Origin of the sequence: Goekera deserti (assembly GCF_010685995.1) — a bacterium.
In the GTDB taxonomy this organism is placed as follows: Bacteria; Actinomycetota; Actinomycetes; order Mycobacteriales; family Geodermatophilaceae; genus Goekera; species Goekera deserti.
In genome coordinates this window covers 24642-39290 of the sequence record NZ_JAAGWK010000016.1, presented here as the reverse complement: position 1 = coordinate 39290, position 14649 = coordinate 24642, and the positions used below count along the sequence as shown (strand labels likewise).

11 protein-coding genes are annotated in these 14649 nt (G+C 73.6%); 3 read left to right on the top strand and 8 right to left on the bottom strand.

Translation table 11 applies throughout. The features are described 5' to 3' along the window. Positions 1 to 68 precede the first annotated feature (68 nt). A complete protein-coding gene (locus G1H19_RS11920) occupies positions 69 to 962 on the top strand; it encodes a sensor histidine kinase (RefSeq protein WP_152731103.1) in 894 nt (297 codons plus the stop codon). Positions 963 to 1007: 45 nt separating this feature from the next. Here the strand turns inward: G1H19_RS11920 and G1H19_RS11915 are convergent, their stop codons facing one another. Next, positions 1008 to 1733: an HAD family hydrolase gene (locus G1H19_RS11915; RefSeq protein WP_235927846.1), complete on the bottom strand. Its 726-nt coding sequence runs from the start codon at positions 1731 to 1733 to the stop codon at positions 1008 to 1010. A gap of 260 nt (positions 1734 to 1993) precedes the next feature. Here G1H19_RS11915 and G1H19_RS11910 point away from each other — a divergent pair, with 260 nt between their 5' ends. Then, positions 1994 to 3775 (top strand): alkaline phosphatase, encoded by a 1782-nt coding sequence (locus G1H19_RS11910; protein ID WP_152731102.1) that lies wholly within the window; start codon positions 1994 to 1996, stop codon positions 3773 to 3775. Positions 3776 to 3843: 68 nt separating this feature from the next. Here G1H19_RS11910 and metH read toward each other — a convergent pair whose 3' ends face one another. Next, positions 3844 to 7641, bottom strand: coding sequence for a methionine synthase (gene metH, locus G1H19_RS11905; RefSeq protein WP_162392147.1), 3798 nt, complete (start codon positions 7639 to 7641; stop codon positions 3844 to 3846). Between the two features lie 179 nt (positions 7642 to 7820). On the opposite strand from metH, the gene G1H19_RS11900 reads away from it, so the two are divergent. Next, entirely contained in the window at positions 7821 to 8684 is an 864-nt protein-coding gene (locus G1H19_RS11900) for a PAC2 family protein (RefSeq protein ID WP_162392148.1), read from the top strand. A gap of 376 nt (positions 8685 to 9060) precedes the next feature. Here G1H19_RS11900 and G1H19_RS11895 read toward each other — a convergent pair whose 3' ends face one another. From G1H19_RS11895 to G1H19_RS11870, 6 genes are all read right to left on the bottom strand, one after another. Beyond that, positions 9061 to 10104, bottom strand: a complete 1044-nt coding sequence (locus tag G1H19_RS11895) for an HD domain-containing protein (protein ID WP_162392149.1) — start codon at positions 10102 to 10104, stop codon at positions 9061 to 9063. Between the two features lie 25 nt (positions 10105 to 10129). Continuing rightward, positions 10130 to 11380 carry a cysteine--1-D-myo-inosityl 2-amino-2-deoxy-alpha-D-glucopyranoside ligase gene (gene mshC, locus G1H19_RS11890; protein ID WP_162392150.1) on the bottom strand — a complete coding sequence of 417 codons (1251 nt, stop codon included), beginning with the start codon at positions 11378 to 11380 and terminating at the stop codon, positions 10130 to 10132. 79 nt (positions 11381 to 11459) lie between these two features. Further along, the gene (locus G1H19_RS11885; RefSeq protein WP_235927847.1) at positions 11460 to 12329 is read right to left on the bottom strand and encodes an SCO1664 family protein; all 870 of its coding nucleotides are present in this window, start codon (positions 12327 to 12329) and stop codon (positions 11460 to 11462) included. 19 nt (positions 12330 to 12348) lie between these two features. After that, on the bottom strand, positions 12349 to 12900 hold the full coding sequence (locus G1H19_RS11880; protein ID WP_162392151.1) for a DUF3090 family protein: 552 nt from the start codon (positions 12898 to 12900) through the stop codon (positions 12349 to 12351). A 44-nt stretch (positions 12901 to 12944) separates the two neighbouring features. Further along, a complete protein-coding gene (locus tag G1H19_RS11875) occupies positions 12945 to 13643 on the bottom strand; it encodes a histidine phosphatase family protein (protein WP_162392152.1) in 699 nt (232 codons plus the stop codon). Between the two features lie 45 nt (positions 13644 to 13688). Continuing rightward, complete coding sequence (locus tag G1H19_RS11870) at positions 13689 to 14507, bottom strand: undecaprenyl-diphosphate phosphatase (protein ID WP_152731101.1); 819 nt, start codon at positions 14505 to 14507, stop codon at positions 13689 to 13691. Positions 14508 to 14649: the final 142 nt, after the last annotated feature.

The following is a 14649-nucleotide window of genomic DNA, read 5'->3' as shown; positions in this document are numbered from 1 at the left end:
GTTGCCGGGATGACGTGTGCGCCCTCCTCGCAGGCCGGCGGGCCCCCGGTCGTCCCGCTCCCCCGGCCATGACCGCCCCGCCGTCCACCGGGCAGGCGCCGGCCGACCGGCGGGACACCCGCCCGTCCGGCGGCGCACCCCTGCCCTGGGCCGCTGCCCGTGGCCGACGCGGCTGTCGGCACACCTGGCTGCTCACCGGTGTCGCCGTCCTGTACGTCGTGCTGGTGCTGCTGGCCGCCTCCGACGTCGTCGCGACGGACCAGCAGCTGCCTGCCTCGCCGTTCCTGCTGCTCGCCGTGCCCGCGGCCGCCGGCACCGTGCTGACGGTCCGTGCACCGGTGGCCGGGTGGGCGCTGGTCACCGCGTGCCTGGTGATGACGCCGTTCCTGCTCCAGCGGCCGGGCGGCGGGGCGCCGGTGGTCGAGGCATGGGGCTGGTGCCTCTGGGTGCCGACCCTGCTGGCGGTGGGCTGGGCCCGCCCGCGCCGCACCGGCCTCCTGGTGGGCGCCGGGTCCCTGCTGGTCGTCGTCCTGCTGCGGTTCGGCGCCCCGGTGGAGATCACCCCCGGCCACCTGCAGGTGTCGCTGCTGGGCGTGGCGCTCGTCGTGCTGGTGGGCATCAGCCTGGGCGTGCGCTGGGACGCCGGCCGGGCGCTGGCCGTGGAGCAGCAGCGCACCGAGGAGGCGCTGGCCCAGCGCGGCGCGCTGGCCGAGCGGGCCCGGATCGCCCGGGAGATGCACGACGTGGTGGCGCACGAGCTCTCCGCGATCGCCGTGCGGGCCGAGACCGCGCCCTACCGGGTGGCCGGGCTGTCACCCGAGGCACGGGAGGAGCTGGCCGCGACCGCGTCCACCGCGCGCCGGGCACTCACCGAGCTGCAGCAGCTGCTCGGCGTGCTCCGCGCCGAGGACCAGCAGGCCGATCGGCGCCCGGCTGGCTGCTGGCCCGGGCGCTGTGGCTGACCCTGTGCGGGGCGCTGCTGGTCGGGGTGCTGTCGACTGGGGTGCTCAGCCGGGCACGTCGGCGACCGGCCGGGCGGCCAGGACCGCCTGCAGGTCGGCGACCCTCACCCCGGTCAGCGAGCCGCGGACGGTGAGCCCGGGTGCGGGGGTGAACGGCGACAGCGACGGCACGCCCAGCACGGCGGCCCCGGCGGCCAGCCCGGCCGTCACCCCGGTGACCGAGTCCTCGATGACGACGCAGGCCGCGGCGGCGACGCCGAGGGCGTCCATGGCCTGCAGGTACGGGGCCGGCGAGGGCTTGGTGGCCGGCACCTCGTCCCCGCACACGGTGACGTCGAAGAAGTGCCTGCCGATGTGCCCCAGCGCGATGTCGGCGATGGCCCGGAACGTGGTGGTGACCAGCGCGGTGCGCAGGCCGCTGTCCCGCACCGCCCGCAGCAGCTCGGGGGCGCCTGGCCGCCACGGCACCGAGGTCTGCATCAGCTCGGCCACCCGGGCCTGCAGCCAGGCGTCGTCGGCGGCCTGCTGGCCGGCGCCCCGGGTGACGCCCACGTCGCGGTACAGGATGCCCAGGGCGGTGGGCACGCTGGAGCCGGTGATCTCCGCGCGCGCCGGGGCGGACAGGGTGTCGCCGAGCCGCTGCGCGAGCTCCTCCAGGGCGACGTCCCAGTGCACCTCGGTGTCGACCAGCGTGCCGTCCATGTCGAACAGGACGGCAGCCAGGGCACCCGGGTGACCACCCGGCCTCGGCTCGGTCAGCGTCTCGGACACCCGACCATGATCGGGCACGGGTGCCGTCCGTGGCCGGCGGGCCGGTCGACCCCAGCGCGGCGTCGTGATCGACCGATCGTCACGTGGCGCGACCCCACACCCAGCGCACAGCGACGACACAGCCGGGGACACCTCGTGTTCATCCGGCGGCAACCGGAGCGTCGAGTGGGGGCCGCTGGACGTGCAGGACCCGCGATGACGCTCCGCCCGGACCGGGGGGCCGTCGTGGGTCCCCCGGCAGGACCACGGAGGACCCACGCATGCGCGGTAGGCAATGGACTGCTGCCGTCGCCATCCCGATCGCGGGAGCCCTGGCCGTCGTACCGACGGCAGCCCAGGGCAGCGACGACACCGCCTCGTCCGGCACGCACGAGACCGGCAACATGATCTTCATCCACCCCGACGGCTCCGACGTCGCCATGTGGGAGCTGGCCCGCATCTACTGGTACGGCCCGGACGCGGTGAGCAACTGGGACCAGCTGGAGGCTGCGGTGCCCTACCGGGGGCACGCGTCGGACATCCTGACGACGTCGTCCAACGGGGGCGCCACCACGCACGCCTTCGGCTTCAAGACCGACGCGCCCGACTCCTTCGGCACCGATTCCGGTGCCGAGGACGTGCTGGCCGGTGACGCCGAGGAGCCCCGCACGATCAACGCGCTGTCCGGTTACGCGGGCAGCTGGCTGCGGGAGGCCGGCAACGCCGGCCTGCCCATCGGCGTGGTCAACGACGGGGACGTCGCCGAGCCCGGCACGGCGGCGTTCCTCACCGAGGTGACCGAGCGCTCGGACGCCTCGGCGCTGGAGATCGCCCGCCAGCTCGTGCAGGGCCGGCCGGGCTTCGACGCCGCCGACGCCGACCCGGCCGTGATCATGGGCGGCGGCGAGGACCTGTTCTTCCCGACCGAGACCCCGATCTGCTCCCCCGAGGTGATCGACGCCGCCCTGGCCGAGGACACCGCGGTGCCGACCATCCCGCTGGACTGCGTCGTGCACCGGGCACCCGGCGACACCCTGGACGAGGACGGTCCCTCGGCCACCGGCGGGCTGCGCACCGACGGGCTGAACCTGGCCCAGGCCGCCGCCGACGAGGGCTACACGGTGATCCGCACCCGAGCCGAGTTCGAGGCGCTGGCCGCGGCCATCGAGTCCGGCGACGTCGACCCGGCCGAGGCGAAGGTGCTGGCCCTGTTCGCCAGCCAGGACATCTTCAACGCCGTCGCCGAGGAGCAGCTGATCGCCGCGGGTCTGGTCGACCCGAGCGTCCCGGCCGACGCCAAGGAGACCAACCTGGTGCTCTACGGCTCCGAGCCCGGCACGCCGGGTTACCGGCCGCCGACGGCTCCGGAGATGGCCGCGGTGGCCACCACCGTCCTCGACGCGCACAGCGAGGAGGCCGGCAAGCCCTTCGCGACCGTGTGGGAGGTCGAGGGCACCGACAACATGGCCAACATCGACAACGCCTCCGGCACGCTGCTGGAGGCCCGGTACGCCGACGAGATGATCGGCGTCGCCCGCGACTTCGTCGAGGCCGAGCCCGCGACCACGGTGCTCACCGCGGCCGACGGCACCGCCGGCGGCATCCAGGCGTCCCCGTACAACGTGGACGAGGAGCTGCCCCCGGCGGTCGAGTCGATCCCGGTCAACCCGGGCGAGGAGCTGGTCACCGGTGGCGAGGAGCCCGAGGTCCCGCAGAACCCGCTGGACGGCCGGTACGGGCGCGGCACCGAGCCGTTCCTGTCCGCACCCGACCAGTTCGGGCAGGAGCTGCCCTTCGGTATCGCCTGGACGACCACCAACGACATCACCGGTGGCGTCGTCACCCGGGCCGAGGGACTGAACGCCGACCTGGTGGACGAGGTGTTCTCTGCCCGGTTCGAGAACAACGACGTCTACCGGGTGGCCTACCTGACCCTGTTCGGGAAGGCCCTGGAGTACCCCGAGGGCGAGGTGGCCCCGACCCGGCCGGCGCCCCAGGGCACCACCCCGGGCCGACCGGACGAGGACGTCGTCACCGACGTCCTCAGCGGCTATGCCGGCTGACCGGCTGACCGGCTGACGCACCACCCGACCGTGTGGCCGGGACCCCCGCCCGGGGTCCCGGCCACACGTCATTCGTCCTGCGTGCGGTAGCCGAGGTTGGGCGAGAGCCACTTCTCCGCCTCGGCGAGGGTCCAGCCCTTGCGCCGGGCGTAGTCCTCCACCTGGTCGCGGCCCACCCGGCCGAGCACGAAGTACTGGGACTGCGGATGGGAGAAGTACAGCCCGCTGACCGCGGCACCCGGCCACATCGCCATGCTCTCGGTGAGCTGGATGCCGGTCGCGGCCTCCACGTCGAGCAGCTCCCAGATCGTCTGCTTCTCGGTGTGCTCCGGGCACGCCGGGTAGCCCGGCGCGGGGCGGATGCCGTGGTACTTCTCGGCGATCAGCGCGTCGGGGTCCAGGTGCTCGTCCGGTGCGTAGCCCCAGAACTCGGTGCGGACCCGCTCGTGCAGCCGCTCGGCGAAGGCCTCGGCGAGCCGGTCGGCCAGTGACTCCAGCAGGATCGCGTTGTAGTCGTCGTGGTCGGCCTTGAAGGCCGCGACCCGCTCGGCGGAGCCCAGCCCGGCGGTGACGGCGAACGCGCCGACGTGGTCGGGCAGGCCGGTCTCCTTCGGTGCGACGAAGTCGGCCAGCGACTTGCGGGCCGACCCGTCACGCCCCTCGGTCTGCTGCCGCAGCTGGTGCAGCGTGGTCAGCACCTGGCTGCGCGACTCGTCGGTGTAGACCTCGATGTCGTCGCTGCCGACCTGCGCGGCCGGGAACAGCCCGAAGACGCCGGCCGCGCGCAGCCAGCGCTCCTCCACCACCCGGTCGAGCATCGCCTGGGCGTCCTCGTAGAGCCGCCGGGCGGTCTCGCCGGTCGTCGGGTTGTGCAGGATGTCGGGGAACCGCCCGCGCATCTCCCACGCGTTGAAGAACGGCTGCCAGTCGATGTACTCGCGCAGCTCGGCCAGCGGGTAGTCGGCGAAGGTGCGCACGAACTGGCTGGTCCGGCCGTGCCGGTGGTCGCAGCCGGGGCCGGTGCACAGGTCGCGACCCTGCTGCGCCAGCATCCGCGGCCGCGGCGGGCGGTAGCCGGTCCAGTCCACCGGCGTCGCCTGTGCCCGGGCGGTGGCCAGCGGCAGCAGCGATCGGGTGTCCTGGCGGGCGGCGTGCCGCTCGCGCAGCGCGGCGTAGTCGGCGTCGGTCTCGGCCAGCAGCCGGGGCCGCTGCTCGTCGGAGAGCAGCGCGGCGACCACCGGCACCGAGCGCGAGGCGTCCTTCACCCAGATCACCGGGCCGTGGTACTGCTGCGCCACCTTGACCGCGGTGTGCGCCCGGGAGGTGGTGGCGCCACCGATCATCAGCGGGATGTCGAAGCCCTGGCGTTCCATCTCGGCGGCCAGGTTGACCATCTCGTCCAGCGACGGGGTGATCAGCCCGGACAGCCCGATCACGTCGGCGCCCTCGGCCTTGGCGGCGTCCAGGATCTTCTGCGCGGGCACCATGACGCCGAGGTCGACGACGTCGTAGTTGTTGCACTGCAGGACGACGCCGACGATGTTCTTGCCGATGTCGTGCACGTCGCCCTTGACGGTGGCCATGACCACCTTGCCGATGCTCCGCTCGACGTCCCCGGGCTTCTTCTCCGCCTCGATGAACGGGATGAGGTAGGCGACGGCCTTCTTCATCACCCGGGCCGACTTGACCACCTGCGGCAGGAACATCTTGCCCTGCCCGAACAGGTCGCCGACGACGTTCATGCCGTCCATCAGCGGGCCCTCGATGACCTCGATGGGCCGCCCGCCGCGGGCGCTGATCTCCGCCCGCAGCTCCTCGGTGTCGGGCTGGACGAACTCGTCGATGCCCTTGACCAGCGCGTGGGTGATCCGCTCGCCGACCGGCAGCGACCGCCACTCCTCGGTGGCGACCTCCTTGGCCACGCCGTCGCCGGCGAAGTCGGCGGCGATCTCCAGCAGCCGCTCGGTGGAGTCCGGGCGGCGGTTGAGCACGACGTCCTCTATGCGCTCGCGGAGCAGCTCGGGTACCTCGTCGTAGACTTCCAGGGCGCCCGCGTTCACGATGCCCATGTCCATGCCGGCGGCGATCGCGTGGTAGAGGAACACCGCGTGGATGGCCTCCCGCACCGGGTTGTTGCCCCGGAAGGAGAAGGACACGTTGGACACGCCGCCGGACACCAGGGCGCCGGGCAGGTTCTGCTTGATCCAGCGGGTGGCCTCGATGAAGTCGACGCCGTAGTCGGCGTGCTCCTCGATGCCGGTGGCCACGGCGAACACGTTGGGGTCGAAGATGATGTCCTCGGCCGGGAAGCCCACCTGCCGGGTGAGCACGTCGTAGGCCCGCCGGCAGATGTCCTTGCGCCGCTGCAGCGTGTCGGCCTGGCCGTCCTCGTCGAAGGCCATGACCACCACCGCGGCCCCGTACTTGCGGCACAGCCGGGCCTGCCGGACGAACTCCTGCTCGCCGCCCTTGAGCGAGATCGAGTTGACGATCGACTTGCCCTGCACGCACTTCAGGCCGGCCTCGATGACCTCCCACTTGGAGGAGTCGATCATCGTGGGCACGCGGCAGATGTCGGGCTCGGTGGCGACCAGCTTGGTGAAGCGGTCCATCGCCTCGACGCCGTCGATCATCCCCTCGTCCATGTTGATGTCGATGACCTGCGCGCCGGCCTCGACCTGCTGGCGGGCGACGGCCAGCGCGCTGGTGTAGTCACCGGCCTTGACCAGGTTGCGGAAGCGGGCCGACCCGGTGATGTTCGTGCGCTCGCCGACGTTGACGAACAGCGTGTCCGCGGTGATCGTCACCGGCTCCAGCCCGGACAGCCGCAGCGCCGGGGGCACGCTGACCGGGGTGCGCGGGGCGCTGCCGGCGACGGCGCGGGCGATCGCGGCGATGTGGTCGGGGGTGGTGCCGCAGCAGCCGCCGACGAGGTTGACGAAGCCGCTGGCGGCGAACTCGCCCACGATCGCCGCGGTCTCCTCCGGCGACTCGTCGTACTCCCCGAACGCGTTGGGCAGCCCGGCGTTGGGGTAGCAGGACACGAACGTGTCCGCGATCCGGGACATCTCCGCGATGTAGGGCCGCATCTCGGCGGCCCCCAGCGCACAGTTCAGCCCCACCAGCAGCGGCCGCACGTGCCGCACGGAGTGCCAGAACGCCTCGGTCACCTGGCCGGACAGCGTCCGGCCGGAGGCGTCGGTGATCGTGCCGGAGAGCATCACCGGCCAGCGACGCCCACGCTCCTCGAACAGCGTCTCCAGCGCGAAGACCGCCGCCTTCGCGTTGAGCGTGTCGAAGACCGTCTCGATGAGCAGCACGTCCGAGCCGCCGTCGACCAGTCCGTCGGCCTGCTCCCGGTAGGCCGTCACCAGCTCGTCGTAGGTGACGTTGCGGGCACCGGGGTCGTTGACGTCGGGTGAGATGGACGCCGTGCGGCTGGTGGGGCCGATGGCGCCGACGACGTAGCGGGGCTTCTCCGGGGTGCTCACCGCGTCGCAGGCCGCGCGGGCCAGCCGCGCCGAGGCCAGGTTCAGCTCGTAGGCGAGGTCGCTCATGCCGTAGTCGGCCAGCGAGATGCTCGTGGCGTTGAAGGTGTTGGTCTCGATCAGGTCCGCGCCGGCGTCGAGGTACTCCCGGTGGATGCCGGAGATGATCTCCGGCGCGGTGATGCTGAGCAGGTCGTTGTTGCCCTGCACGTCGCTGGGCCAGTCGGCGAACCGCTCACCCCGGTAGCCCGCCTCGTCCGGCCGGTCGCGCTGGATGGCGGTGCCCATGGCACCGTCCAGCACCAGGATCCGCTGCCCGAGCAGGGCGGTCAGCTCGGCCGTGGCATCCGGACGCAGGGACGACGGGGACTCGGTCACGGGCTTCCTCGGGGCTGGGGAACGGCTGTGGGTCGAGCGGGGCGCACGGCCGGGGACGCTGCGGCACCCTCGTGGGGACCGCGGACCTCATCGGACGCCGTCCCATCGTCTCACCAGACGGTGGGACGGCGCCGGAGCCGTGCCCGCGACGGGGCCCGCCGAGACGTAGGCTCGACCGGGTGAGCGATCCTGACACCGCAGCGGACGAGCTGCCCGAGCTGACCGATCCCGTGGTGGTCGTCGCGTTCGAGGGCTGGAACGACGCCGGCGACGCTGCCACCGGGGCGCTGGAGCACCTGGAGCTCATCTGGGACGCGCGCCCGCTGGCCGCCCTGGACCCCGAGGACTACTACGACTTCCAGGTCAACCGCCCCACGGTCACCCTCGTCGGCGGCGTGAGCCGCCGCATCGAGTGGCCGACGACGCGCATCTCCGTGGCCCGCCCGCCGGACGGCGACCGGGACGTCGTGCTCATCCGCGGGATCGAGCCCAACATGCGCTGGCGCGGGTTCTGCGCGGAGCTGATCGCCCTGCTCCAGGAGCTGGACGTGCACACCGTGGTGGCCCTGGGCGCCCTGCTCGCCGACACCCCGCACACCCGCCCCACCCCGGTCACCGGCTCCGCGTACGACACCGAGTCGGCGACCCGCTGGGGCCTGGAGACCTCCCGCTACGAGGGCCCCACCGGCATCCTCGGCGTCTTCCAGGACGCCTGCGTGCAGGCCGGTCTGCCCGCGGTGAGCTTCTGGGCCGCAGTGCCGCACTACGTGTCGCAGCCGCCCTCGCCCCGGGCCACCATGGCGCTGCTGCAGCGGGTGGAAGAGGTGCTGGAGGTGTCCGTGCCGCTGGGCGCGCTGCCCCAGCAGGCCGAGGAGTGGGTCACCACCGTCGACGAGATGGCCGGCGAGGACGACGAGGTCGTGGAGTACGTCCGGTCCCTGGAGGAGCGGGCCACCGAGACCGACCTCTCCCAGGCCAGCGGCGACCAGATCGCCCGCGAGTTCGAGCGGTACCTGCGCCGCCGCGGCCCCGCCGGCTCCTAGACCCACCGGGTCGGGCGGTGGGCGCGCGGCGGGTCCGTGCTCCCGCCGCCCCGACGCGCGCTGCCGCCGTCCGCCGCCTGGTCCTCACACCGCCCCTCCCCCGTCATCGCCGCTCGTGGTCGTGCGGCGGTGTCGACGCAGGTGTTGGGGATAACGGCCGCCTGGTGCGACTGTGCAGGTGTGGTCGGGCTGCCCGGCGGGTCGCCCCTGGTCGGCGACCACGACTCCGCACTCGGCGCCCGCGCAGTGGCGCGGCTGCGACACACGGTCCCGCGCGGGCGCGCACCGGGTCAGGGCGCCCGGCGGGCGCGCACCGGGTCAGGGCGCCCGGGCATGCCCGGGTCCCGGGCCTGCGGCAGCCCGGGGGCCGGGCGGGTCAGCTGGTGTGCAGCAGGCGGGTCATCTGCGAACCCGCGTCGGCGTCGAAGAGCCGGTCGTGCGTGGCCAGGGCGAAGCGGTCGGTCATGCCGGACACGTAGTCGACGACCTGGGTGACCGGGTCGGCGTCGGTGTCCCGGTAGGTGGCCGGGATCAGGCCGGGGTGGGCCAGGTGGTGGTCGACCAGCCGGCGGATGACGTCGATGGCCACGTGCTTCTGGCCGGCGGCGGTCTCGGAGGCGTACACCCGCTCGAACATGAACGCCCGCAGCTCGTGCATCGCCGACAGCTCGTCGGGGGCCATCACCACGGCACCGGCGGTGTTGTCCGCGGACAGGCTGCCGGCCAGCACCGCGTCGATCATCGAGCCGACCATCTGGCTGCCGGGCTCGCCGAAGACGTCCCGGGCCCGCGCCGGCAGGTCGCTGACCCGCAGCACGCCCGCCCGGACGGCGTCCAGGGCGTCGTGCGACAGGTAGCCGATCCGGTCGGCGTAGCGCACGCACTCGGCCTCCCGGGTGGCCGGTGGCGGGTCGATCTTCCAGCTGTGCGCGCGCACGCCGTCGCGCACCTCCCAGGTGAGGTTGAGGTCCTCCAGCACCTCCACGATCCGCACGCCCTGCGCCGCGTGGTGCCAGCCGCCGGGGACGTAGGGCTCCAGGGCGTCCTCGCCCAGGTGCCCGAACGGCGAGTGGCCGACGTCGTGGGCCAGCGCGATCGCCTCGGCCAGCGTCTCGTTCAGGCTGAGCGCAGCGGCCAGCGAGCGGGCCACCTGGGTGACCTGCAGGGTGTGGGTGAGCCGGGTGACGAAGTGGTCCCCGTCGGGGTGCAGGAACACCTGCGTCTTGTGCTTGAGCCGCCGGAACGCCTTGGCGTGCAGGATGCGGTCCCGGTCGCGCTCGTAGGCGGTGCGCAGCGCGTCCTCCGGCTCCGGCCGGGCCCGGCCGCGGGTGTCCGCGGCCCGCGCCGCCGCCGGCGCGAGGGCCTGCTCGGCGAGCTCACGGGCGGCCCGGTCGGCCAGCCGGAACCCGGGCCCGGTCACGTCACCGCCTCCCCCGGGTGCCCGGTCACAGCGCGATGCCGAGCAGCGCGTCGACGGCGTCCCGGGCGATGTCCGGAGCGTGCTCCTCCTGCCCGTCGGACTCGGCGGCGGTGGCCAGTGTGCGCTCGGCCCAGGCGTCGACGGCGGCGATCGCCCCGGGTGAGTCCAGGTCGTCGGCCAGCCGCTCCCGCAGGGCGGTGAGCAACGGTGCGGCGGGGGCGCCGGCGGGCAGCGCCACCGCGGCGCGCCAGGTCGACAGCCGCTGCTCGGCGGCGGACAGCAGCTGCGGGGTCCAGGCCCGGTCGGTGCGGTAGTGCCCGGACAGCAGCGCCAGCCGCACCGCCATGGAGTCCACGTCCGAGCCGCGCAGCTTGGAGACGAACACCAGGTTCCCGCGGCTCTTGCTCATCTTCTCCCCGTCCAGGGAGATCATCGCCGCGTGCACGTAGGCCCGGGCGAAGGGCTTGGTGCCGGTCAGGGCCTCGGCGTGCACGGCCGAGAACTCGTGGTGCGGGAACACCAGGTCGCTGCCGCCGCCCTGCACGTCGAAGCCCATGCCGATCCGGTCCAGGGCGATCGCGGCGCACTCGATGTGCCAGCCGGGGCGCCCGGCCGTGCCGCGCGGACCCGGCCAGGACGGCTCCCCCGGTCGCTCGCCGCGCCACAGCATCGGGTCCAGCCGGTTGCGCTTGCCCGCCCGGTCGGGGTCGCCCCCGCGTTCGGCCGACAGCCGCAGCATGGTGGCCTCGTCGTAGCCGGACTCGGTACCGAAGCCCGGCGCCTGGGCGACGTCCTGGTAGACGTCGCCGGTGCCGTCGTCCAGCGCGTAGGCCAGGCCCGCGTCCAGCAGGGTCTCCACGTGCGCCACGATCATCGGGATCGACTCGACCGCGCCGACGTAGTCCTCCGGCGGGAGCACCCGCAGTGCCGCCATGTCCTCACGGAACAGTGCGGTCTCCCGCATGGCCAGCACGATCCAGTCCTCGCCGTCCCGGTCGGCGCGCTCCAGCAGCGGGTCGTCGACGTCGGTCACGTTCTGCACGTAGTGCACCGCGTGCCCGCCGTCGCGCCACACCCGGTTCACCAGGTCGAAGGCGAGGTAGGTGGCCGCGTGGCCGAGGTGGGTGGCGTCGTAGGGCGTGATGCCGCAGACGTACATCCGCGCGGTCGGACCGGGGGTCGTCTCGACCACCTCCCCGCGCGCGGTGTCGAACAACCGCAGGACAGGGCCGGGACCCGGGAGTGAGGGCAGCAGAGGAGCGGGCCAGGCGAGCACCCCACGAGCCTAAGGCCGCCGTCTGACAGGCCTGCTCCTGGTCGCGGTGGGGGCCCGGGGGGCGACGGTGGGCACGGCCTCAGAAGGGCGGCCAGGGCAGCGCGGGCCAGTCGCCGCTGGGCTGCGGGTGCCGGCCGGTGCGCAGCAGGTCGGCGACCCGCTGCTGGGTGCGGCGGACCTCGCGGCGGGTCAGGTGCTGGTGCAGCTGCTCGCCCAGGTCACCGAGCAGGTCCCCGGTCAGCGCCTCCAGCGCAGCGAGGGCCTCCTCGGTCAGCGGCTGCCCTGCCCACCGCCACAGCAGCGTGCGCAGCTTGGGCTCGTGGGAGAAGCAGATGCCGTGGTCGACGCCGTACACGTGGCCGTCGGCCATCGGGATGATGTGGCCTCCCTTGCGGTCGGCGTTGTTCACCACCGCGTCGAACACGGCCATCCGGCGCAGGCCCGGGTCGTCCCGGCGGACGAACTCGGTCAGGTCGACCTCGGGGTCGGCGTTCTTCCACAGCTGGACCATGCCGGTGCCGAAGGGGCCGTCGCGCAGCACCGTGGGCGGCACGACCCGCCAGCCCAGGGCCTCGGACACCAGGTACGCGCCGATCTCCCGGCCGGCCAGGGTGCCGTCCGGGAAGTCCCAGAGCGGGCGCTCGCCGGCCACCGGCTTGTAGACGCACTCCCCGGCCAGGGTGTCGGTGCGGATCGCCCCGATGCAGGTGACGTTGCTGGCGTCCATCAGCCGGCCCTCGAGGTCGATGACGCCGTCGAGCAGCAGCGTGCGGGCCTCGTCGTCGTCGGCCGGGGGGCGGCGGTCGCCGTGGTCGAAGGCGGCCACGTCGAGCTCCCGCACGTCGCCCTCCTCGGCGTCGTCGTCGAAGCCGTACCCGTCCTCGTCGAGGTCGAGCAGCTCGACGTCGTCGGGCACGACCGGGTCCGGGCCGGACCGGGACTCGCTCACCGGGGGCGCCGTGGCCTGGTCAGCGCCGGTACCCGTTCTGCCGCGGGCACACGTGGCCCGCCGGGTCCAGCGGCAGCGAGCACAGCGGGCAGGCGGGGCGGCCGGCGGCGATGACCCGGCGGGCGCGGGCGACGAACGCCCGGGCCGCGCCGGGGGTGATGGTGACCCGCAGCGCGTCGGGGCCCTCGTCGCTGTCGGAGAGGATGGCCTCCTCGTCGATCGGCTCCTCGCCCGCGGCGACCGCCTCGACGACGACGGCCTCGGCCTCGCCGTCCCAGGCCAGGCCCATCGCGGCGACGCGGAACTCCTCGTCGACCGGTGCGGTGAGCGGGTCCAGGTCGTCGACGTCGGCCTCGACCGGGACGGCGGTGGTGTCCCGGGTGGCGACCTCGTCGAGCAGCTCGCTCATCCGCTCGGCGAGCACCTGCACCTGCGACTTCTCCAGGGCGACGCTGACCACCCGGCCGGCCTCGTCGGCGGCCTGGAGGTAGAAGGTGCGGTCCCCGGGCTGGCCGACCGTGCCTGCCACGAAGCGGGAGGGACGTTCGAAGTGATGGACCTGACGGGGCACGGGATCAGGTTACGCGGGTACGCGAACGCCGGGGCGGGCGCCGCTCACGCCCCGGGACCGGCCCCGCCACCCACCACGGCGTCGGACGAGGCGGCCTTCCGGCGGCGCCGCTTCGGTGGCGGGACCAGCGCGGACACGTCGCCGCCGCTGTCGTTGACCCGGGCCACGAACGGGCGGGTCTCGGTGTAGCTGACCACCGAGATGGACGCCGGGTCGACCACGATCCGCTGGAACTGGTCCAGGTGCACGCCCAGCGCGTCGGCGAGGACGGCCTTGATCACGTCACCGTGGCTGCAGGCCAGCCAGACGGCGTCCGGGCCCAGCCGGGCGTTCCACTCCCGGACGGCAGCGACCGCGCGGGCCTGCGTCTGCGCCAGCCCCTCCCCCTCCGGGCCGGGGAACACCGCGGCGGAGGGGTGCTGCTGCACCACCTTCCACATCGGCTCCTTGAGCAGCTCCTTGATCGGCCGTCCCGTCCAGTCGCCGTAGCGGCACTCGCCGAGCCGGTCGTCGCTCTCCACGACGAGGTCGCGGCCCGCCGCGACGGCACCGGCGGTCTGCTGGCAGCGGGCCAGCGGGCTGGCCACGATCGCGGCGAGCGGGACCCGGGACAGCCGCTCACCGACCGCGGCGACCTGGGCCAGCCCGGTCTCGTCGAGCTGCACGCCCGGGGTCCAGCCGGCCAGTACGCCCGCGGTGTTCGCCGTGCTGCGACCGTGCCTCAGGAAGATCACCGTGGTCACGGGACGAATGTAGTCACGGTGACACGGCGGTCCCGCTCCGTGGCGTCAGCTGGGGCTGAGCACCCCGGTGCCCACCAGCACGAGCAGCAGCAGGCCCAGCACGATCCGGTAGACGACGAACGGCGTGAAGCTGCCGTGCGCCAGGTAGCGCAGCAGCCAGGTGATGACCGCGAGCCCCACCCCGAAGGCGATCACCGTGGCCAGCAGGGTCGGGCCCCACTCGATGCCGCTGTCCAGGGACTCGTAGACCTGGTAGAAGCCGGAGCCCAGCACCGCGGGCACCGCCAGCAGGAACGAGTAGCGCGCTGCGGCCTCCCGCGAGTAACCCAGGAACAGGCCCATGGTGATCGTGCCGCCCGAGCGCGACACCCCCGGGACCAGGGCGAGGGCCTGGGCGAACCCGTAGGCGATGCCGTGCTGCGGGGTGAGGTCGGCCAACTGGCGCTGCTTGCTGCCCACCCGGTCGGCGTAGTAGAGCACCAGCGAGAACGCGACCAGCGCGATCGCGATGATCCGCAGGTCGCGGAACGTCGTCTCGATCTGGTCCTGGAACAGCAGGCCCAGCACCACGATCGGGATGCTGCCGACGATGATCAGCCAGCCCATCCGGGCGTCGGCGTTGCTGCGCAGCTCCCGGTCGCGCAGCGAGCGCAGCCAGGTGACCACGATCCGGGTGATGTCCTCCCGGAAGTACAGCAGGACGGCGATCTCGGTGCCGATCTGCGTGATCGCGGTGAACGCCGCACCCGGGTCGTCCCAGCCGAACAGCTCGCCGACGATGCGCAGGTGCGCGCTGGAGGAGATGGGCAGGAACTCCGTGAGCCCTTGCACCAGCCCGAGCACGATCGCCTCGATCCAGCCCATCGCCGGATCAGCCCTTGGACCGGGAGAGCGCGGCGGCCGGCGGCACGGCCAGGACGGGGGCGGACGACGGGTGCACGGAGCGACCCTAGGACGGCCACCACCGCTGTCGAGGGACACCCGGCGCGACGTCGCTCACGCGCCG